Below are 20,130 nucleotides of genomic sequence, written 5' to 3' on the forward strand. Positions count from 1 at the left end.
ATCAGTCCTTAGGCGAGCCGCCCCACAGCGCGTTGAGCCACATCTGCTCGAGCACCCGCACGCGGCGCTCCATGTCATCGTCGCGACCGACCAGGAGGGGGTCGCCGGTCAGCATCAGTGCGGTGGTGCCGGCCAGGGTCCGGATCAGTGTCGGGAGGTCCTCGCTGATCGGGTGCGCGGTCCCGGCCTTCATCTCGGCCTCCACCACGCCGACGATCTGGCGCAACACCACGTCGAACTGCCGCTCGAGAATGTCGCGGATCTCCATATCGGTGTGGCGGGCGGCGTTACAAGCCGTCATCACCGGGTCGTTGTGCGCGTAGACGGCGGCGGCGCTGCCGACCATCCGCTTGGCGAACTCCTCGGGTGACTCCCCCCGCTGACGGGGGGCGAAATACTGCGTGAGTTCTTCGAGTTCTTCGGCGGCCTCCGCCAGGATCTGGGCGAGCACCGAATATTTGGAGTCGAAGTAGAAGTAGAAACCGGATCGAGCTACCCCGGCTCGGTTGCTGATCGTGCTGACCGACAGCTCCGCGAACGGTCTCTCCTGCAGCAATTCACGCACCGCCTGCAAGATCGCTTGCCTTTGCCGATCACCGCGCCGCCTCATTGCCGGCGCGGTCCGCCGTTCGTTGGCGACGTTGCCGTTCACGCTGTTGATCACCCCATGACGATGCACCACTGCGCCCGAAAAAGAAAACTTGACAGTCGTCAAGTTGGTCCGAAGGATAATTTGTAGTGACGGCTGCCACAACCGTTTAGGAGCGCCAATGGCGACGATCAGCACCCCGGCGTACCTTCTTGACCAAGCCCAGCGTCGATTGACCCCGTCGTTCAACAACTTCCCCGGCATGGGCCTTGTCGAACGCCGGCTGCGAAACACCCACTTCCCGGAGAAGACGCTGGCCGAGCCGCCCCCGGGCAGCGGGCTCAAGCCAGTCGTCGGCGACGCGGGACTGCCGATCCTCGGGCACTTCATCGAGATGTTGCGCGGCGGGCCGGACTATCTGCTGTTCCTATACCAGACCCAGGGTCCGGTCATATTCGGGGACTCGCCGGTGTTGCCGGCCGTCGCGGCGTTGGGCCCCGACGCCGCTCAGGAGATCTACTCCAACCGCAACAAGGACTACTCGCAGCAGGGCTGGGTCCCGGTGATCGGCCCGTTTTTCCGCCGCGGGCTGATGCTGCTCGACTTCGAAGAACACCTATTCCACCGGCGAATCATGCAGGAGGCATTCGTCCGGTCCCGGTTGGCGGGGTACGTCGAGCACATGGACGCGGTGGTGTCGCAGGTGATCGTCGAGGACTGGGTGGCAAACGACGCGCGCTTCCTTCTTTATCCGGCGATGAAGCGGCTCACCCTCAACGTCGCCTCGATGGTGTTCATGGGCCATGAGCCCGGCACCGACCACGAGCTGGTCACCAAAGTGAATAAGGCGTTTACGACCACGACCCGCGCCGGCAACGCGGTCATCCGCACCAGCGTGCCGCCGTTCACCTGGTGGCGTGGGCTGCGGGCGCGTGCGCTGCTGGAGAACTATTTCGCGGAACGGGTCAGCGAGCGCCGCGGGCAGAAAGGTGACGACCTGCTGACGGTGTTGTGCCAGACCGAAGACGAGGACGGCAACCGGTTCTCCGACGAGGACATCGTCAACCACATGATCTTCTTGATGATGGCCGCCCACGACACGTCGACGTCGACGGCCACAACGATGGTGTACCACCTGGCGGCCCACCCGGAGTGGCAGCAGCGCTGCCGCGACGAATCGGACCGCCTCGGCGACGGCCCGCTCGACATCGAATCGCTCGAGAAGCTGGAGTCGCTCGATCTGGTGATGAACGAGTCGATCCGGTTGGTCACGCCGGTGCAGTGGGCGATGCGCCAGACGGTGCGGGACACCGACCTGCTGGGCTACTACCTACCCAAGGGCACCAATGTCATCGCGTATCCCGGGATGAATCACCGTCTGCCGGAGATCTGGACGGACCCGATGAAATTCGACCCGGAGCGGTTCACCGAGCCACGCAACGAGCACAAGCGGCACCGTTACGCGTTCACGCCGTTCGGCGGCGGCGCGCACAAGTGCATCGGGATGGTGTTCGGCCAATTGGAGATCAAGACGATCCTGCACCGGCTGCTGCGCCGCTACCGGCTGGAACTCGCCCGGCCCGGCTATAAACCGCGCTGGGACTACAGCGGCATGCCGGTCCCGAAGGACGGAATGCCGATAGTCCTGCGCCCGCTCTGATTTGTGCCGAGCAGTCGCAAAAGCACCCATTCCGGCACGGAATTGGGTGCTTTTGCGACTGCTCGGCTTTCAGCGCCTCAACTGGCGAAAACAGCGCGCGGCGTTGCTCGATGGCGATAGCATCTGGTGGCGGTAGAAATCGCACAACCGGTGTGAACCAGCAAACGAAAGGCTCGATCGATGAGCGCGACAAATGCCGGCAAGGGGATGCGAACTGTTCGGATGCTGATCGCGGCGCTCGGCGCGGTGTTCGCGGTGCTAGCGGCGGGCTGCGCGGCCCAACGCACGCCCGGCCCGGTGCCCGAGCTGCGCGCGCTGGCGCCGGGCGCCGGGATCGTGGTACCCCTGCACACTGGCGTCTAGCCGAGCTACGCCGGATACGGCCGGGTACGGGCGACCCGTCGGGAACCGCCGCGAGGCCGGTGACGCCCTTCGGCAAAGGGCATCGGGGACCGAACTCGCGGGCGCTCCCGGCGGGCTGAACCGATGCGTCACGTCCGATTCATGCCTCGGGACGCGATGGCCGTCGGCGGCTGTCGTAATGGATCCAACTTCGGTCAGGTCCCAGCGGCGCCCAGCCCGCCAAGAAACTGCAAAACAACCCGCCGCCCACGGTGACGGCGATAGCATCGGCAGGCAGTGTCGTTGCAAAACCACGCCCATCGACGAGCGAAGAAAGGCGCGACAGATGACGACTAAAAAGAGCAGCAAGGCCCGCACTGTTGGCATGGTGGCCGCGGCGCTGATCGCCGCGTTCGCGACGCTGGCGACCGGCTGTGCGGCAAAGATTCCCCAAGTTCCCAGCCCCGAGATGGGAGTGCCCCGCTAGGGTCGCCCGCCCGCCGGCCGCACCGGCACAACTCCTCGCCGGCATCCGGGCTCGCGTGTCATCCGGTCGACTCTCGCGACGGTTCAAGCCGAATGTATGCCTGGATCGTCGTGCCTGTTGTCGTGGTGTGAGTGCGCACCAGATCGGCCATGGCATTGACCAGAAACAGTCCACGGCTGGCCGTGCCACCGGCGCCCGGACGCCGGTGACCGACGGCCGGATCATCGAATCGTCCGCCGTCGCGCGCCTCACACACCACATGGTCCTCATGCCGCCAGAAGGCCAGCCGGCACGCTCCATTGGTGTACAGCAAGCTGTTGCTGGCCAGCTCGGTGGCGATCAATTGCAGCTCGTCGATGCCGTCCTGCGATAGTCCAACCCAGTCGGCGTAGTTGACGGCGAACGACCGCGCCGGACGGAGGTCGGCGGTCTGCCTGACGGTATATGTCACGGCCCCCGGGTTGGTTGTCAGCGGCTGGTTGCAGCGCGCCAGGGCGTGCTCGGGCGAGTACTCGGCGCTGCGATACACCGATCCGCGCTTCCACAACAGCGGGTGGGTGGTGCGGGCGCCTTCCAGCACATCCTCATCCAGTCGGCCGGCGTCGTAGAGGCACAACCCCATCACGTTCTGGTTTTTGAGCTCCCCGTTGATCAAGGCCTCATGCTGCACGCAGACCAGAGACTCATCGGGGGTGCGGCCGGGCCAGACCAGTTGGCTGACAATGCGCACCCGTCGATCGGGGTATCGCTCAACGAAGTCAGCCTCGATCGCCAGAAATCGGCTGGGGTTGCGGGCGGCCTCCGCGATGTTGGCCAAATGCAATTCGGCTGTGGGGACACCGCGCGCGCGCCACAATTCGCCGCGCAGCAACGCCAGCTTGTCGCTTGGCACGGCGACCAGCACCGGCTCATCAATCTCCAAGCCGTCGACCACGAAGCGCGTCACGAAGTCCAGGTACTCCCGCTGGGATTGGTAAAACAGCGCGGAGTGAACAAAGCCTCGTTGCTCGGCTTCCGTGCTCGTGGTCATGTGGGTGCTCCCGCGTTTGGTCCCCATGCCGACCCCTGCTGGACCGGCGCTCACTCTCGTATCCACATACCCCGGACCAGCGTTCGCTATGCGCGAATGGTGCGCCGACACGACGACCAGACTCGCGTCCTATAGCCACCACGAAGCAGCGGCGTCTAGATGGCGACGGAGGCGGTAGCGGGCTAGGCTGTCGTCACCGGCGCTGATCGCCTCGACGATCTTCTGGTGCGCCCGCTCAACGGCGATAACGTCGCTCCAGGTGGGCAGTGCCTGGCCGGTGCTGGACCAGTGCCGTCGGAACAACTCGACGATGATCCGAAGGAACAGGTCCAGCGGCGCGTTGCCGGCCAGCTGTGCCAGCCCCACATGGAACCGGAACTCCTCAAGGGATGCCGTGCGCACATCGCCGGCAGATTCTCGAGGGTTTTCGCCGAACGCGAGGTCCGTCGGACGACCATGGGTGTCAAGAAAGGCCGCCACGTCGGACTCGGTGCGCCGGTTGCCAACCTTGGCAACGACTTTGGTGACGCTGTCGATCTCGATGGCATCCCGCACGCAGCGTAGGTCTTCGCGCCCCGGCCTGCGGTACTGCAGGTAGAGCGCGATGGTGTCAATGCTGGCCTGCGCCTGAGGCTTTGTCACGATCAGCCCGCCGCCAGGCCCCCGGCGCATCTGCGCGATCGAGTGATATTCGAGCAGCCGCACCGCTTCCCGCAACACCGCACGGCTCACCCGGTAGCGTTCCAGCAACGCCGCTTCGGTGCCGAAGACCGAACCGATTCGCCATCCGCAGGCGGCGATATCGTCGCCGATGGTGGCGGCCAACACCTCGGCGAGCTTGCCTCGGGGAGCCTCGTTATTGAGCCGCGATACACCCCGCGACTCACGTGCCCGCCGCGGGCTGGCCGTCTTGTCGCCGGGGCGATGGCGCCGCAGCCGGGCGGTCACCGCTTCCACATGCCGCTCGCTGAGAGTCTTGGCCCGTGCCGCATCACCGGCGGTGACGGCGGCGACGATGTGGGAGTGGTCGTTGCGCATCCGGTCCGCCTCGACAGCCTCGGTCGCCGAGTCTGTCCGCGACTGCAGGGCATAACGCCTGGTGAGGCTCGTCAGCACTTCGATAAACAGTTGTAGGACAGGATTTTTCGAGCGCTTGGCCAGCGCGATGTGGAACTCGTCGGCCGACGCCTGCTTCCGGCGTTCCTCCGCAAGCAACACCGCTCGCAGCGCCTCGATGCCCGCCTCGTCGATCCGTTCGGCGGCAAGCGAGGCCGCCAGGGGCTCGAGCACCAGGCGCGCGTCGAGCAGTTCTTCGATGGTAGTGCCGACGTATTCGAGGTAGATGACGACGGCGCGGGTCGCGGGGCCGGCATCGGGTTCGCAGATGAGCAGCCCCCCGTTCGGCCCGCGACGCATCCTGGCGACCTGATGGTGCTCGACAAGGCGAACGGCTTCCCGCAGCACCGATCGGCTCACGCCATAGCGTTCTTGCAGCGCGTGCTCCGAGCCCAGTGATTCCCCAACGTTCCAGCCGCGCCGCACGATATCGGCCTCAATGCGACGGGCGACCTGCGATGCTCGTTTGTCCGTCCGCGCGATGTCCGCGTCGAAACTCATCGAGGGCTCAACATGTGAGCAACATGCAACCCGCGACGGGACCGCCGCCCACAGAAACCACCGCGACCTCGGGGCGCCGGGACACTTGCCGCTCTCCCGCCTCACCGCGCAACTGCAGGCACCCTTCGTGCAGCGCCCAGTAGCCGTGCATCCGACCGGCCGAAAGTTGGCCGCCGTAGGTGTTCAGCGGAAGTTGCCCGTCGCGGGCGATCCGTTCGGCGCCCTCGACGAATGGGCCGCCCTCGCCGTCGCCGCATATTCCGAGGGCTTCCAGCCACGCGATCGCCAGAAATGTGAATCCGTCGTACAGCTGCGCGACGTCAAGGTCGGCGGGCGTCAACTGCGTTCGCGACCACATCTGCGCCGCCGCATCCGACATCGCCATTTTGGGATAGTCGTCGCGGTGAAACCAGCCACCGGCACCATCGGACCCGCCGACCGCCTCCACCGCCACGGCGCGGTGCGGGCAGTCTCGCGCGTATACCGCGTTCGATACCACCACCGCGATCGAGCCGTCGATCGGTACATCGCAGTCCAGCAACCCGAACGGCGTCGAAACCAGCCGCGCGCCCAGATAATCGGCCATGGTCAGCGAATCGCGGTAGACCGCACGGGGATTCAATGCGGCGTTGCGCCTGGCATTGAGGGCCAGCCAGCCCAGTTGCTCCTTGGTGGTTCCGTACAACTCCATGTGGCGACGGCAGTTCAGCGCCAGCCAGTTCGCCGCCGAGTAGGCCTGGGCCGCAACCAGTTCGTTGACATCGTCCATCGCACCGACGGCGGGCCGTGGTGCGCCGTGCCGCGTCTCGAACATGCGCGCAAGCGCCGGGGCGCGGGCATTGCCCTGGGGTTTCACCGGGACCGTGCCGCCGAGCATGTGAATCGTCCGATAGACCACCACGTGACGAGCGCGCCTCTCGGCGACCGCACGGCACGCCGACATCACCGGGCTCAGCAAGCCGCCAGTGCCGAACCCGCTGCCGCAGTCCGCGGCGACGATCCGCAATTCGGCATTGACGTGTTCGGAGGGAGTGTCGCCCAGGGTCGCGACGCCGTCGATGTCGGCCGCGACCAAGCCGGCGTCCGCGATGGCGGCTCGCACCGCCTCCATCGTCAGCTCCAGACCCGGGATGCCGGTGCGACGGCCGATGCGCGAGATGCCGATGCCGGACAGGATCGCGTCCTTCTCGAAGTACCTCATCCGTACCGCCCGTAAGGCCAAACCCGCTGCTTACAGCGGTAACAAATAGAGTGTACTGTATTGGCCGTGCCAGCCGAGCCGCCCACGCCGATGCTCATCGAGCACTGCGACGCGTGCGCACGCTGGGTGCATCCGGCGACCGGCGAATGCCGCGACTGCGGCGGCCCGCTCGTGGCGCGACCGGTGTCCGGGCGCGGCACGGTGTTCACCTACACGATCAACTACCACCCGTACAATCCCGACATTCCCGTGCCGTACGTGATCGCCATCGTGGAGCTCGCCGAGCAGAGCGGGCTGCGGGTGGCCGCCAATATCGTTGGCTGCGAACCGGAAACGGTGACGTGCGGGATGCCCGTCAACATCCGGCCCGAACGGGGCGCCGGTGGCGCGCCGTTGTTCGCCCCGGCTTAGTGGCGCGAGCAGACGTAAAAGCACCCCAAAAGCGCCCTTTTGGGGCGCTTTTACGTCTGCTCGCGCCACCTAGTTGATCAGCGGGTCGCGGGGCATGCCCAAAATCCGCTCGGCGATTTGGTTGCGGGTCACCTCCGAGGTGCCGCCGGCGATCGCCATGCCGCGGGCGCCCATCACCATCCGACCGACGACCGCGCCCGGTCCGTCGACCAACGCGATCTCGGGCCCCAGCAGCGCCGCCGAAATCGCCGCGCCCTCGATCATGTGCTCCGCGAGCATGAGTTTGGTGACGTTGCCTTCCGGGCCCGGGCCCGCTCCCTCCACGCTGCGGGCGGCGCGGCGCAGGTTCAGCAGCCGCAGCGCGTGATCCTGAGCGAGGAAGGATCCGACCCGAATTTCCGCACCCGCCAACCGGCCTGGCCTCTGCTGCACCAGCTGCACCAGCTTCATCGCCAGACCCTCATAAAAAGATCCGCTGCCGCCGATGCTGACTCGCTCGTTGCCCAGCGTTGCGCGCGCCACCGTCCACCCGGCGTTGGGCGCGCCGACGACGTCCTCGTCGGGGACGAACAGGTCGTTGAAGAACACCTCGTTGAATTCCGAGCCGCCGGTGATCTGGCGCAGCGGCCGCACCTCGACTTCGGGTGCCTTCATGTCGACGATCACGGTGGTGATGCCGGCGTGCTTGGGCGCATTCGGGTCGGTGCGCACGGTGGCCAGACCACGCGCGCAGTATTGCGCGCCACTGGTCCACACCTTCTGCCCGTTGATCTTCCAGCCGCCATCCACCCGGGTCGCACGGGTTTTGACCGACGCCGCGTCCGACCCGGCGTCGGGCTCGGAGAACAGCTGGCACCAGATCTCCTCCTGGCGCAGCGCCTTCTCGACGAATCTTTCGATTTGCCATTCGGTTCCGTGCTGGATCAGGGTAAGGATCACCCATCCCGTGATTGAGTAGTCCGGTCGCTTGATGCCCGCCGCGCGAAACTCCTCCTCGATCACCAACTGCTCCACGGCGTCGGCGGCGCGACCCCACGGCCTGGGCCAGTGCGGCATCACGTAGCCCGTCTCGATCAGCTTGTCGCGCTGCGCCCGCTTGTCCAGGGCGGCGATCTCGGCGGCGTCGGCACGGATCCGGGTGCGTAGTTCTTCGGCCTCGGGCGGCAGGTCCAGGCTGTTTTGCCGGGTAGCGCCCGCCGCGGTGCGCGCGAAGACATCCGCGGCCGGCGCGTCACCGCCGAACAACCCCGCGATCACCAGCGCCCGGCGCAGATGCAGATGCGCGTCGTGCTCCCAGGTGAATCCGATGCCGCCGTGCACCTGAATGTTGAGTTCGGCATTGCGCGCGTAGGCAGGAAACGCCAGCGCCGCCGCCACCGCGGCGGCCAGCCGGAATTCGGCTTCGTCCTCCGATGGGTCCTCGCCCGCCGCGCGGGACGCGTCCCACACCGCCGCGACCGCCGACTCGGTCGCGACCAGCATGTTGGCGCAATGATGCTTCACCGCTTGGAAAGTGGCGATGGCGCGGCCGAATTGCTGGCGCACCTTGGCATAGCCGACGGCGGCATCGACACAGTCGGCCGCCCCACCTACCGCCTCGGCCGCTAGCAGTGTCCGCGCGCGGGCCAAGGCCGATTCCCGCGCCCCCGGCAGGATGTCGTCGGCGGCCACACTCACGCCTTCCAGGCGGACACGTCCGGAGCGCCGGGTCGGGTCGAAGTTGTCCGGCACGTCCACGGAGACGCCTGCGCGCCCGCGCTCCAACAGCAGCACGTCGTCGCCGGCCGCGATCAGCAGCAGTTCCGCGAGTCCCGCGCCGAGCACGACCCCGGCCTCGCCGTCGGCGACCCCGTCTTTGACCCGCACTTGGCCGTCCAGGCCGACGCCCGCGGTGACGGTTCCGTCGATCAGTCCCGGGAGCAGCCGCGCCTTTTGATCGGCGCCGCCCTCTTTCGCGATCACCGCCGAGGCGATCACCGTCGGCACGAACGGTCCGGGCGCCACCGCGCGGCCGAGTTCTTCGACCACCACCACGAGTTCGGGCAATCCGTAGCCGGAGCCGCCGTGCTCCGCGTCGATGTGTAGACCGAGCCAGCCGAGCTCGACCAGGTTCGGCCAGAAGGGCGGTCGGGCCTCGTCGGTGGCGTCGAGCAGGGCGCGCGCCTCCGCGCGCGCCTTCTGTGAGGTCAGGAACGCCCGCGCCACCTCGGCAAGTTCGCGATGGTCGTCGGTCAGCGCAATACCCATTCGGGCCCTCCTCGCGCGGCTACCCGGCCCGCATCGTCGTCGGTCCGGTTCGCCTAAAGAGTGTACTTAATGTGCGAGCGTGACCAGCTGGCCGCCGGAGCCCGCTATTTGGGCGCGAACCGTTGTCCCGCGTCCAGTCGCAGGCATTGGCCGTTGAGCATCGGGTTGTCCACGATCGCGGCGACCAGCTTGGCGTACTCGATCGGGCGGCCCAACCGCTTGGGGAAGGCCGCGTCTTTGACCAGCGTGGCCGCCATCTCGTCGGGAACCATGGCGGTCAACCCCGTCAGAAACAGGCTCGGCGCGATCGCGAGCACCCGGATCCCCAACGAGCCCAGGTCGCGCGCCATCGTCAGGCACATGCCCGCGATTCCCGCCTTCGCGGCGGTGTAGGCGACCTGCCCGATCTGGCCCTCGAAGGCCGCGATCGATGCGGTGTTGATGATGACGCCCCGCTCCTCATCCTCCGGCTCGTTCTTGGCCATGTGCGCGGCGGCCAGCCGGCTGATGTTGAAGGTGGCGATGAGGTTGAGATCCACCACCGCGCGGAAGGATTCGAGATCATGGGGTCCGGACTTGGTCAACGTCCGCTTGGCGATGCCGCCACCGGCGGTGGTCACGGTTACGTGCAGGCCGCCCAGGTTGTCGACCGCCGCCTGCAACGCTTCCTCGGTGCCGGCGAAGTCGGTGACGTCGACCGGATAGAACGCTCCGCCCACGCCCTCGGCGACGGCCTTGCCGTCGGAACCCTCGCGATCGAGCACGGCCACCCGTGCGCCCCGTTCGGTCAGTAGTTCGGCGCTGGCACGACCCATCCCCGATGCGCCGCCGATGACGACCACCTTCTTTCCGCTGATCTCCATCCGGACCTCCGTTGCGTGGCTTGTCAGAATCCCTGCAATCTGTAACGCTAGCGTGTCCGCTCCGCGCGTTTGTCGGTGCGCCGTTGCTGCGACTGCTCGGCGGCGAGCGGCGGCGGTCTGAAGGCGGGCCCGTCCGGCGGGGCGGCGGCGCTGCACGCGTTCACGCTGCGGGTGGGCCGGCCGGTCGGCGCGATGTTGGCGCAGACCGCGACGAGCGTCGCCGATGCGCTCGAACGTCACGGCGGCACAACAATTTTCGAGGCGAAGTTGGACGGCGCCCGGGTACAGATCCACCGGGCAGGCGACCAGGTCACGGTCTACACCCGCAGCCTTGACGACGTCACCGCCCGGCTGCCCGAGGTGGTGGAGGTTGCACTGGCGCTGCCGGTGGACACCCTGGTGGCCGACGGAGAGGCGATCGCGCTGCGTCCGGACAACCGGCCGCACGTCGATTGTGAACCTCACGACGCGACACGCCGTTGCGGCGTCGGCAGATTCACATTCGCGTAGGGTTTTCGCCGTGGCAGTCCACTACATTCGCACCGACCCTGACCTGCCGCCGGTCGCGATCGTCGACCGCTCCCCTATCACCGTCGGGCACCGGATCGTCTTCGGCGTGATCGCCGTGATCGGCGCCATCGCTTGGGCGATCATCGCGTTCGTCCGCGCAGAGCCGGTGAACGCCGTCTGGTTGGTGGTCGCGGCGGGCTGTACGTACATCATCGCCTTCCGCTTCTATGCGCGGTTGATCGAAATGAAGATCGTCCGCCCGCGCGACGACCACGCCACGCCCGCGGAGGTCTTCGACAACGGCACCGACTACGTGCCAACCGACCGGCGGGTGGTATTCGGCCACCACTTCGCCGCCATCGCCGGCGCGGGGCCGCTCGTTGGTCCGGTACTGGCCGCCCAGATGGGATACTTGCCCAGCGCCATCTGGATCGTCGTCGGCGCGGTGTTCGCCGGGTGCGTGCAGGACTATCTGGTGTTGTGGATCTCGACACGGCGGCGGGGCCGTTCGCTGGGCCAGATGGTCCGCGACGAGCTGGGGGCGACGGCGGGGGTGGCCGCACTGATCGGGGTACCGGTCATCATTACGATCGTCATCGCGGTGCTGGCACTGGTGGTGGTGCGGGCACTGGCAAAGAGCCCGTGGGGTGTGTTCTCGATCGCCATGACGATCCCCATCGCCCTCTTCATGGGCTGCTACCTGCGCTTCCTGCGTCCCGGGCGCGTGACGGAAGTCTCGGCGATCGGGGCCGGGCTGCTGCTGGTCGCGGTCATCGCCGGCAACTGGGTCGCCAACACGCCCTGGGGCGCAACGTGGTTCAGCCGCTCGCCGGTCACGCTGTCGTGGTTGCTCATCGTCTACGGCTTCGCGGCGTCGGTGCTGCCGGTGTGGCTGCTGCTCGCGCCGCGTGACTACCTGTCGACCTTCATGAAGGTCGGCACCATCGCGCTGCTGGCCATCGGCGTGTGCGTGGCCCGCCCGGTCCTCGCCGCGCCCCCGATCTCGCAGTTCGCCACCAAGGTCAACGGGCCGGCATTCGCCGGCTCACTGTTTCCGTTCCTGTTCATCACCGTGGCCTGCGGCGCGCTGTCCGGATTCCACGCGCTGATCTCGTCGGGAACCACGCCGAAACTGCTGGAGAAGGAAGGCCAGATGCGCCTGATCGGCTATGGCGGCATGATCACCGAGTCGTTCGTCGCCGTCGTGGCGCTGATCACCGCGACGATCCTGGACCAGCACCTGTATTTCACGCTCAACGCGCCCTCGGCCCAGACCCACGACACCGCGGTCGGCGCGGCGCGCTACGTCAACGGGCTCGGCCTGTCGGGAGCCCCGGCGACCGCCGAACAGATCGATCAGGCCGCGGCCAGCGTGGGCGAGCAGTCGATCGTGTCGCGCACCGGCGGAGCGCCCACGCTGGCATTCGGCATGTCCGAGATGCTGCACCGGGTTTTCGGCGGCGACGGCCTCAAAGCGTTCTGGTACCACTTCGCGATCATGTTCGAGGCGCTGTTCATCTTGACCACCGTCGACGCCGGAACCAGGGCCGCGCGTTTCATGGTTTCCGACGCGCTGGGCAACCTGGGCGGGCCGATGCGCAGGCTGCGCAACCCGAGCTGGCGCCCCGGCGCCTGGATATGCAGCGTGGCGGTGGTCGCGGCGTGGGGCAGCATCCTGCTGCTCGGTGTCACCGATCCGCTCGGTGGCATCAACACCCTGTTTCCGCTGTTCGGAATCGCCAACCAGCTGCTGGCGGCGATAGCGCTGACGGTCATCACCGTCGTCGTCATCAAGAAGGGTCGCCTGAACTGGGCATGGATACCGGGTGTTCCGCTGCTGTGGGATCTGGCCGTCACGCTCACCGCGTCCTGGCAGAAGATCTTCTCCGGCGATCCCGCGGTCGGCTACTGGACGCAGCACTACCAATATCTGGCGGCGCGAAACGCGGGTAAGACCGCGTTCGGTTCGGCGACCGACGCCCGCCAGCTCGACGACGTCATCAGGAACACGTTCGTCCAAGGCAGCCTGTCGGTGGTCTTCGCCACGGCCGTCATCATTGTGCTCACCGTGGGAATCATCGTGGCGTTCAAGGCAATTCGTGGTGCGGGCAGGCCGCTCACCGAGGATGACCCGGTGGCGTCGATGAGATTCGCGCCGTCGGGTCTCATTCCCACCGCCGCGGAGCGGGAGGTGCAAAGACAGTGGAAGGAGCTGCCGGCGACGGCCGCGCGATCGGTTGGCGCTCGGGGCCTTTGATCCACCGCACTGCGTCGTCCCAGCCAGCGGCGGACTACGGACTCAAGCAGCCGGATGACCAAAGGGCGGGGGTTTATTGTTGGGATTCAGCGACCCATTCGCGCGCACTGTCGGCTTCAGCGTCGGAGAACGTGCGGTATTCGCCGGGCCACAGAAAGTGAAAGAACTCGCTGAATTTCGCCACACGCGCCACCCATTCCACGTCGGTGACCATCGCGGCGCGATCCCAGTCGAAGAAATGACCGAAACCAAACTTTGTATCCGCCCAAACCGCGCCCGGCTCGAACTTCTTGAAATCGGACGGTATCTCGCAGTAGATCCGCACCTTCTGGTGGCGAGACAGTCTGTCTTCGAAGTCTGGTATCAGCACCGTGTCGTAATCGTGCTTCGTCACATGCCCATGGCAGGCGAACGCGGCAACGTTGTCCGGAAAGCCCTTCAGTAGCTCGATCACCGTGCCTCCTCGTGGCGGTGTCGTCATCGTCTCCCATGCCGAGGGTCCCCGCGTAGAGGCCAAAGTCCCCGAAGGCCCACGTGCCCGCCTCCGACGACGGTGAAGCGGGCATCACGCTCGAGGGCGGGCGCTCGGACGCGCGGCGCGCAGGGCGTCGATCGAGTAGCTTCCCGCGCCGGTGAAGACCAGCAGGAAGAAGCCGAAGCAGAAGAGAATCGCCGGAGTCCCACCATTGCCCGTCGGGGGATTGCCGATCGGCCACAGTACGTGTGGTTGATGCTGCCACAAGTAGGCGATCGCCATCTCTCCCGACGCGATGAACGCGGCGGCGCGGGTCCACAAGCCGGTCGCAATCAGGAACCCCGCGACGAATTGGATCAGCCCGGCATACCACGCGGGCCAGACTGCGAACTCGACGGCATGCGGCGGACTTACCGGCCAGCCAAAGAGGTTCATCGAGCCGTACCCGGCGAAGAGCAGGCCGTAGACGAACCGGAAGAGGCCCAACACAGCTGGCGAATAACGGGTGAGGCTCTCGTTGAGATTCTCCTTCACGACACAACGTTACGGCCGCCGAAGTGGCGAGCAGGGCCATGCGCGAGTGCCGGCGGGTGACGGCCGCTCGGGATGACGAGCGCGACGCGGGCGACGATCGTCGCGGCCAATTTTGCGCCCAAGCCTCGGTTATGTACGTTTGTACATGTACATTCGTACACAAGGAGGCATCTTGACCTATCTGCTCCTGTTCTGCGCGATCGCCGCGGAGGTGGTGGCGACCAGCCTGCTGAAGAGCACCGAAGGTTTTACCCGACCCTGGCCCGCCCTGGCCTGCCTGGGTGGTTACGCCGTTGCTTTCGTCCTGCTGGCGCTGTCCATCTCGCGCGGCATGCAGACGGACGTCGCCTATGCGTTGTGGTCGGCAATCGGCACGGCCGCCATCGTGCTGATCGCCGTGCTGTTCCTCGGCTCGCCGGTGTCGGTGGCGAAGGTGGTGGGCGTCGGGCTGATCATCGTCGGCGTCGTGACGTTGAACCTGGCCGGTGCCCATTGACCGCTGTCCCCGACCGCCGTCCGCGCGACCCTGCCGGTCGCCGGCAGGCGATCGTCGAGGCGGCCGGGCGCGTGATCGCCCGCCGGGGCCTCGGTGAGCTGACCCACCGCCGGGTCGCCGCGGAGGCCGGCGTACCGGTTGGGTCGACGACCTACTACTTCAGTGACCTCGGCGCGCTGCGCGAAGCCGCGCTGGCGCACGCCGCAAACGCGTCGGCCGAATGGCTCGAGCAGTGGCGTCGCGAGCTCGACGACCACGACGACCTTCCTGGCACCCTCGCCCGGCTCACCGCCGAATACCTGGTCGACCAGGACCGGCACCGCGCGCTCAACGAGCTCTACGCCGCGGCGACCCACCACCCCGAGTTGCAGCGCCTGGCCCGGCTCTGGCAGGAGGGTCTATGCGCGCTGCTGGAACCGCGCATCGGCCGGCGAGCCGCCGACGCGGTCATCGTGTTTCTCGACGGCGCCACGCTGCACTCGCTCATCACCGGTACGCCGCTGAGCACCGCCGCGCTCACCGACGCAATCGTCAGACTGGTTGCCGAAAGCCCAACCGGCCCTTCGCATTAGCGTGCGCTCCCGGTCTCCTCGGCGGCCAGTGGTGAACACGCCGACTGTGCAGTGACGGCACGCGAATAATCAGCGACTACAGCGTCGTACGCGGTGGTGACCTCGTCACGAAGCCACACGTGTGCCTGATCGGTCGGATGTGCCGCGAGGAGAGCTCTGCGGCCGACCAAGGTTGACCACCGCAGGACGAGACCGAACGACCCTGATTCTCGGCACCAGCCGCGCAAGACGACACCTCCTGGTGGTCGTCACCGAAGCCGCCGACGGTCGGGCCTTCGCCGTCACCGCTCGCGGATATGACAAAAACGAAAAGCGCCTGTTCCGCGAGAAGGGACGATGACATGAACCACGACAAGCTCAACGAGCTTCGCGACTACTACGACAACACCGACGTCGCGAACGAATTCGCCGACGCGGAAATGGACACCCACACCACCGGCGAGGTCATGGTCTCGACGTCGATCCGACTCCCCCAGTCATTGGTCGACAAGGTGCGCAGGCAAGCCGGCGCCCTGGGCATCCCCGCAACGACGCTCATGCGGCAGTGGGTCGTCGAGAAGGCGACGACCCCACCGGCCGACGCGGTTGTCTCCGTCGCGGAACTCGAGCGATTCATCGCCGAGCACAACCGACCAATGGCGTCCTAACAACGGATTTCCCACCCATCCCCACGCGGCGATGCACACACTGGCGAGGTTCGAAGCGCCAACCGTCGTCCGCCGAAAGCCGCGCTTTTCGGTGGAGCTAAGGGGACTCGAACCCCTGACCCCCACACTGCCAGTGTGGTGCGCTACCAGCTGCGCCATAGCCCCGAGAAGTTGTGCCCATCGAAGCTACACCACTGTCAAGATGGGTTCAAAGTCCCTGGTCACTGCCGCTCACCCGATGACCCGATTGACCACTTCCCGGGCCATCTTTTCGACCTCGGCCAGATGCTCGGGTCCGCGGAAGGACTCGGCGTAGATCTTGTAGACGTCCTCGGTGCCCGACGGTCGTGCGGCAAACCATGCGTTGGCCGTCGTCACCTTCAGTCCACCCAGCGGCGCGCCATTGCCCGGCGCGGCGGTCAGCTTTGCGAGGATCGGCTCGCCGGCCAGCTCGGTGGCGCTGACCTGATCGGCCGACAGCTTGGCCAGCCGGGCCTTCTGCTCGCGGTCGGCGGGCACGTCCACCCGGGCATAGGCCGGCGCGCCGTACTCGCAGGCCAGCTCGGCATACCGCTGCGACGGCGTGGCGCCGGTGACGGCCAGGATCTCGGCGGCCAGCAGCGCCATGATGATGCCGTCCTTGTCGGTGGTCCACACCGATCCGTCGCGCCGCAGGAACGACGCGCCCGCCGACTCCTCGCCGCCGAACCCGATCGTTCCGCCGATCAGGGGATCGACGAACCACTTGAACCCGACCGGCACCTCAACCAGCCGACGCCCGATGCCCGCGACCACCCGGTCGATGATCGACGAACTGACCGCCGTCTTGCCGACGGCGACACCAGACGGCCAGGACGGCCGGTGGGTATAGAGGTAGTCGATGGCCACCGCCAGATAGTGATTCGGATTCAGCAGCCCCGCGTCGGGGGTGACGATGCCGTGGCGGTCGGCGTCGGCGTCGTTGCCGGTGGCGATCTGGTAGCGGTCGCGGTTGGCGATCAGCGAGGCCATCGCGTCCGGCGAGCTGCAGTCCATCCGGATCTTGCCGTCGTGGTCGAGCGTCATGAACCGCCACGTCGCGTCGACCAGCGGATTGACCACGGTCAGCTCCAGGCGGTGCCGGGACGCGATCTCGCCCCAGTAGTCCACGCTGGCCCCGCCCAGCGGGTCGGCGCCGATTCGCACCCCGGCGCGGCGGATCGCGGCGACATCGACCACGTCCGGCAGGTCGTCGACGTAGTTGCCCAAATAATCGTGGCGCTGGGCGCTCCGCAGCGCGCGCGCCAAAGGCACCCGCTTCACTTCCGAACCATTACGCAGAATCTCGTTGGCGCGCTTGGCTATTGCGTTGGTGACGTCGGTGTCCGCCGGACCGCCGTCGGGCGGGTTGTACTTGAAGCCGCCGTCCGGTGGCGGGTTGTGCGAGGGGGTGACGACGATCCCGTCGGCGTGCGCGTCGGTGCGGCCGCGGTTGTAGGCGAGGATGGCGTGGCTGATCGCCGGCGTCGGCGTGTACCGGTCGCGGCTGTCCACCACCGCTACCACTTCGTTGGCGGCAAGCACCTCCAGCGCCGACACCCAGGCCGGCTCCGAAAGGCCGTGCGTGTCACGGCCGATGAACAACGGCCCGGTCGTGCCGTGGGCGCCGCGGTACTCGACGATCGCTTGGGTGATGGCCAGGATGTGGGCTTCGTTGAACGCCCCGGCCAGCGCCGAGCCGCGGTGGCCCGAGGTACCGAACACCACCTGCTGAGCGATGTCGTCGGGATCGGGCTCAACCGCGTAATACGCGGTAACCAGGTGGGGCAGGTCGACGAGGTCCTCGGGCTGGGCCGGTTGACCGGCACGCGGGTGGGCCACCATGGGTACCAATTCTGCCCGCAGGCCCTACGCTGCGAAGCGATCACCGGCACACCGAAGGGAATCGACGAGTGGCAAACCACGACTATCGCGAGTTGGCCGCGATTTTCGCCGGCGGGGGATTGGGTGCGCTGGCTCGAGCCGCGCTGGGCATGCTGGCCGTCCCCGACCCGGCGCGGTGGCCCTGGCCGACGTTCACCGTCAACATCGTGGGCGCCTTCCTGGTGGGCTACTTCACCACCCGGCTGCTGGAACGGCTGCCGTTGTCGAGTTATCGGCGCCCGCTGCTCGGCACCGGATTGTGCGGTGGCCTGACCACGTTCTCGACGATGCAGGTCGAGACGCTGAAGATGATCGAACACGGCCATTGGGCGTTGGCCGCCGGCTACACCGTCACCAGCATCGTGCTGGGATTTCTGGCGGTGCACCTGGCCACGGTGGTGGTACGCCGAGTGCGGATACGTTCGTGACGGCGACGACGGCCGCCCTCTGGCTCGGCGTACTGCTGGTCGGCGGCATCGGGTCCGTATCGCGTTTTCTGGTGGATCGCGCGGTCGCCCGCGGGATGGCCCGGGCGTTTCCCTACGGCACGCTGACGGTGAACATCAGCGGCGCCGCCCTGCTCGGGTTTCTCGGCGGCCTGGCGCTGTCCAGGGATGCGGCCCTGCTGGCCGGCACCGCGTTCGTCGGCGCCTACACCACCTTTTCCACCTGGATGCTGGAAACCCAGCGGCTCAGCGAGGAGCGCCAGATGCTTTGGGCGTTCGCCAACATCGGAGTCAGCGTCGTGCTCGGCTTGGCCGCCGCGCTGATCGGGCAATGGGTCGCGCAGCAGGTATGAACCAGCAATGCCTGAAGTTGACCGCGTACTTCGGTGAGCGCCAACGCGCGATCGGCCCAACCCGCGGGTTTCTGGCCGATGCGATGCTGGATCTGTTCGGTGCATTTCGGGCTGACGATCGTCTCACCGCCTGCGGAATCAGCGGCCTTGGAGCAGCCTCGCGAGGACGGCCGCATGGCTGATCTCCACCTCGCGAACGGCGGTCACCAATGTCACGACGCCGCGCTGGGTCAGCGTGCGCAGCTCCTCGAGCGCGGCGCTGTCGGAGAGCTCCCGCTCGTAGCGCGACGCGAATTCGTCGAACCTTTCGGGCCGGTGCTGATACCACTCGCGCAGTTCCTTCGACGGCGCGACATCCTGGCACCAGATGCCCACCCGTGGGTCGTCCTTGCGGATGCCTCGCGGCCAGATGCGATCGACCAGGACGCGCTGGCCGTCGTCGGGGTCGACGTCTTCATAGATCCGCGCCGTCCGGATCCGGCTGGGCGACATCCAGTCGCCGCCTAGTAGTGATACGTGTCCGACGGCGCGGGCATGTGCACCGGTTCGTCCTCGAAGTCGGACACTTCGATGCCGTAGGCCCGGGCCAGCTCGAGGATCTTGGTGGCCCGGGCAATGCGCGGCAGGTCGGAACCGTTGCGGATCTCTCCCCCGTCGCGCTCGAACTCGGCGAAAAACTCCTTCGCCCAACCGATTTCGTCCGATGAGGGGGATAATCCCTCGTTCACCACCACACACTGGTCCGGCGACAGGCAGATCTTGCCGGTCATCCCGAACTCCACGGAGACGGCCGTCGCCTCGATGAGCTTCAGCGGGTTGGAGCCGATGGTCGGACCGTCGATCGCGCTGGGCAAGCCGGCCGCCTTGGCCGCGATGGTGAAGCGTGACCGGGCGTAAGCGAGGGTGCTGGGGTCCTCCCCGAAACCGGTGTCGCGCCGGAAGTCGCCGATGCCGAACGCGAGCCGGAAAGTGCCCTTGGCCGCGGCGATCTCGGTGATGCGCTCCAGTCCGCGGGCCGTTTCGACCAGCGCCACGATCGGCACGCTGGGCAGTCGTTTCGCGGTCTCGGTGATGTGGTCCACCGATTCGACCATCGCCAGCATCACCCCGCCCACCGAGCTACCGGCCAGCGTGGCTATATCGTCGGCCCACCACGGGGTACCGAAGCCGTTGATGCGAACCCAGTCGGTGTTGTCGCGGTCGAGCCAACCCACGACGTTGTCGCGCGCGGCCTTCTTGTCTTTGGGCGCGACGGCGTCCTCGATGTCGAGCACGACGATGTCGGCGCGGGAACGCGCGGCGGCCTCGAAGCGGTCGGCGTGCGCGCCATTGACCAATAACCAACTCCGGGCCAGGACCGGATCGATGCGGGAGCCGATGTCGGCCGGATCCACCACGTGGCTGTTGACCTGTTCATACATGGGGTGATCTACCGTCTCTTCGGTTCGTCGGTGTTTCCCTAACCGTAGCCACCTCGCCAAACGGATTTCC

At 66.9% G+C, this 20,130-nt stretch carries 21 protein-coding genes, 1 tRNA gene and 1 pseudogene; 11 read left to right on the plus strand and 12 right to left on the minus strand.

Annotated elements, in window-relative coordinates:
• Position 1: 1 nt before the first annotated feature.
• Positions 2-610, minus strand: coding sequence for a TetR/AcrR family transcriptional regulator (locus tag G6N24_RS14710; protein WP_085160650.1), 609 nt, complete (start codon positions 608-610; stop codon positions 2-4).
• A 160-nt stretch (positions 611-770) separates the two neighbouring features.
• Here G6N24_RS14710 and G6N24_RS14715 point away from each other — a divergent pair, with 160 nt between their 5' ends.
• The 3 genes from G6N24_RS14715 to G6N24_RS14725 all read left to right on the plus strand — a co-directional run bounded on the left by G6N24_RS14715 (position 771) and on the right by G6N24_RS14725 (position 3,078).
• Complete coding sequence (locus G6N24_RS14715) at positions 771-2,249, plus strand: cytochrome P450 (RefSeq protein WP_085160574.1); 1,479 nt, start codon at positions 771-773, stop codon at positions 2,247-2,249.
• A 180-nt stretch (positions 2,250-2,429) separates the two neighbouring features.
• Positions 2,430-2,612, plus strand: a complete 183-nt coding sequence (locus G6N24_RS14720; RefSeq protein WP_085160576.1) for a hypothetical protein — start codon at positions 2,430-2,432, stop codon at positions 2,610-2,612.
• Positions 2,613-2,937: 325 nt separating this feature from the next.
• On the plus strand, positions 2,938-3,078 hold the full coding sequence (locus tag G6N24_RS14725; RefSeq protein ID WP_163745525.1) for a hypothetical protein: 141 nt from the start codon (positions 2,938-2,940) through the stop codon (positions 3,076-3,078).
• 58 nt (positions 3,079-3,136) lie between these two features.
• Here the strand turns inward: G6N24_RS14725 and G6N24_RS14730 are convergent, their stop codons facing one another.
• The 3 genes from G6N24_RS14730 to G6N24_RS14740 form a co-directional block, all read right to left on the minus strand.
• A complete protein-coding gene (locus G6N24_RS14730) occupies positions 3,137-4,108 on the minus strand; it encodes a sensor histidine kinase (RefSeq protein WP_085160578.1) in 972 nt (323 codons plus the stop codon).
• A 129-nt stretch (positions 4,109-4,237) separates the two neighbouring features.
• Complete coding sequence (locus G6N24_RS14735; protein ID WP_085160580.1) at positions 4,238-5,725, minus strand: FadR/GntR family transcriptional regulator; 1,488 nt, start codon at positions 5,723-5,725, stop codon at positions 4,238-4,240.
• A 7-nt stretch (positions 5,726-5,732) separates the two neighbouring features.
• Positions 5,733-6,926, minus strand: a complete 1,194-nt coding sequence (locus G6N24_RS14740; protein ID WP_085160582.1) for a thiolase family protein — start codon at positions 6,924-6,926, stop codon at positions 5,733-5,735.
• 90 nt (positions 6,927-7,016) lie between these two features.
• On the opposite strand from G6N24_RS14740, the gene G6N24_RS14745 reads away from it, so the two are divergent.
• On the plus strand, positions 7,017-7,337 hold the full coding sequence (locus G6N24_RS14745; protein WP_085160584.1) for a Zn-ribbon domain-containing OB-fold protein: 321 nt from the start codon (positions 7,017-7,019) through the stop codon (positions 7,335-7,337).
• A gap of 69 nt (positions 7,338-7,406) precedes the next feature.
• On the opposite strand, the gene G6N24_RS14750 is transcribed toward G6N24_RS14745, so the two are convergent.
• Both G6N24_RS14750 and G6N24_RS14755 read right to left on the minus strand, forming a co-directional pair.
• On the minus strand, positions 7,407-9,584 hold the full coding sequence (locus G6N24_RS14750) for an acyl-CoA dehydrogenase (protein WP_085160586.1): 2,178 nt from the start codon (positions 9,582-9,584) through the stop codon (positions 7,407-7,409).
• A 104-nt stretch (positions 9,585-9,688) separates the two neighbouring features.
• Positions 9,689-10,447 (minus strand): SDR family NAD(P)-dependent oxidoreductase, encoded by a 759-nt coding sequence (locus G6N24_RS14755; RefSeq protein WP_085160588.1) that lies wholly within the window; start codon positions 10,445-10,447, stop codon positions 9,689-9,691.
• 96 nt (positions 10,448-10,543) lie between these two features.
• Here G6N24_RS14755 and G6N24_RS14760 point away from each other — a divergent pair.
• Both G6N24_RS14760 and G6N24_RS14765 read left to right on the plus strand, forming a co-directional pair.
• Positions 10,544-10,891: pseudogene (locus G6N24_RS14760) on the plus strand (ATP-dependent DNA ligase); the annotation flags it as partial.
• Between the two features lie 76 nt (positions 10,892-10,967).
• Positions 10,968-13,214, plus strand: coding sequence for a carbon starvation CstA family protein (locus tag G6N24_RS14765; RefSeq protein ID WP_163745526.1), 2,247 nt, complete (start codon positions 10,968-10,970; stop codon positions 13,212-13,214).
• Positions 13,215-13,287: 73 nt separating this feature from the next.
• Here G6N24_RS14765 and G6N24_RS14770 read toward each other — a convergent pair whose 3' ends face one another.
• Entirely contained in the window at positions 13,288-13,668 is a 381-nt protein-coding gene (locus G6N24_RS14770; RefSeq protein WP_085160652.1) for a SpoIIAA family protein, read from the minus strand.
• 111 nt (positions 13,669-13,779) lie between these two features.
• Complete coding sequence (locus tag G6N24_RS14775) at positions 13,780-14,223, minus strand: DoxX family protein (protein WP_085160592.1); 444 nt, start codon at positions 14,221-14,223, stop codon at positions 13,780-13,782.
• 172 nt (positions 14,224-14,395) lie between these two features.
• On the opposite strand from G6N24_RS14775, the gene G6N24_RS14780 reads away from it, so the two are divergent.
• The 3 genes from G6N24_RS14780 (at position 14,396) to G6N24_RS14790 (ending at position 15,938) form a co-directional block, all read left to right on the plus strand.
• Positions 14,396-14,719, plus strand: coding sequence for a DMT family transporter (locus tag G6N24_RS14780; RefSeq protein ID WP_085160654.1), 324 nt, complete (start codon positions 14,396-14,398; stop codon positions 14,717-14,719).
• Positions 14,716-15,291 (plus strand): TetR/AcrR family transcriptional regulator, encoded by a 576-nt coding sequence (locus G6N24_RS14785; RefSeq protein ID WP_085160594.1) that lies wholly within the window; start codon positions 14,716-14,718, stop codon positions 15,289-15,291. Before G6N24_RS14780 ends, G6N24_RS14785 begins: the two co-directional genes overlap by 4 nt.
• A gap of 341 nt (positions 15,292-15,632) precedes the next feature.
• Positions 15,633-15,938 carry a hypothetical protein gene (locus G6N24_RS14790; protein WP_085160596.1) on the plus strand — a complete coding sequence of 102 codons (306 nt, stop codon included), beginning with the start codon at positions 15,633-15,635 and terminating at the stop codon, positions 15,936-15,938.
• Positions 15,939-16,030: 92 nt separating this feature from the next.
• On the opposite strand, the gene G6N24_RS14795 is transcribed toward G6N24_RS14790, so the two are convergent.
• Positions 16,031-16,103 (minus strand) — tRNA-Ala (locus G6N24_RS14795).
• A gap of 66 nt (positions 16,104-16,169) precedes the next feature.
• The gene (pgm, locus tag G6N24_RS14800; RefSeq protein ID WP_085160598.1) at positions 16,170-17,801 is read right to left on the minus strand and encodes a phosphoglucomutase (alpha-D-glucose-1,6-bisphosphate-dependent); all 1,632 of its coding nucleotides are present in this window, start codon (positions 17,799-17,801) and stop codon (positions 16,170-16,172) included.
• Between the two features lie 68 nt (positions 17,802-17,869).
• On the opposite strand from pgm, the gene crcB (G6N24_RS14805) reads away from it, so the two are divergent.
• The gene (gene crcB / locus G6N24_RS14805; RefSeq protein ID WP_085160600.1) at positions 17,870-18,268 is read left to right on the plus strand and encodes a fluoride efflux transporter CrcB; all 399 of its coding nucleotides are present in this window, start codon (positions 17,870-17,872) and stop codon (positions 18,266-18,268) included.
• Positions 18,265-18,639, plus strand: a complete 375-nt coding sequence (gene crcB / locus G6N24_RS14810; protein WP_085160602.1) for a fluoride efflux transporter CrcB — start codon at positions 18,265-18,267, stop codon at positions 18,637-18,639. Before crcB (G6N24_RS14805) ends, crcB (G6N24_RS14810) begins: the two co-directional genes overlap by 4 nt.
• 138 nt (positions 18,640-18,777) lie before the next feature.
• Here the strand turns inward: crcB (G6N24_RS14810) and G6N24_RS14815 are convergent, their stop codons facing one another.
• Entirely contained in the window at positions 18,778-19,131 is a 354-nt protein-coding gene (locus tag G6N24_RS14815; protein WP_085160606.1) for a DUF488 domain-containing protein, read from the minus strand.
• Between the two features lie 11 nt (positions 19,132-19,142).
• Positions 19,143-20,060: an HpcH/HpaI aldolase/citrate lyase family protein gene (locus G6N24_RS14820; RefSeq protein ID WP_085160608.1), complete on the minus strand. Its 918-nt coding sequence runs from the start codon at positions 20,058-20,060 to the stop codon at positions 19,143-19,145.
• Positions 20,061-20,130 lie beyond the last annotated feature (70 nt).

The organism is Mycobacterium lacus, assembly GCF_010731535.1.
Lineage (GTDB): Bacteria > Actinomycetota > Actinomycetes > Mycobacteriales > Mycobacteriaceae > Mycobacterium > Mycobacterium lacus.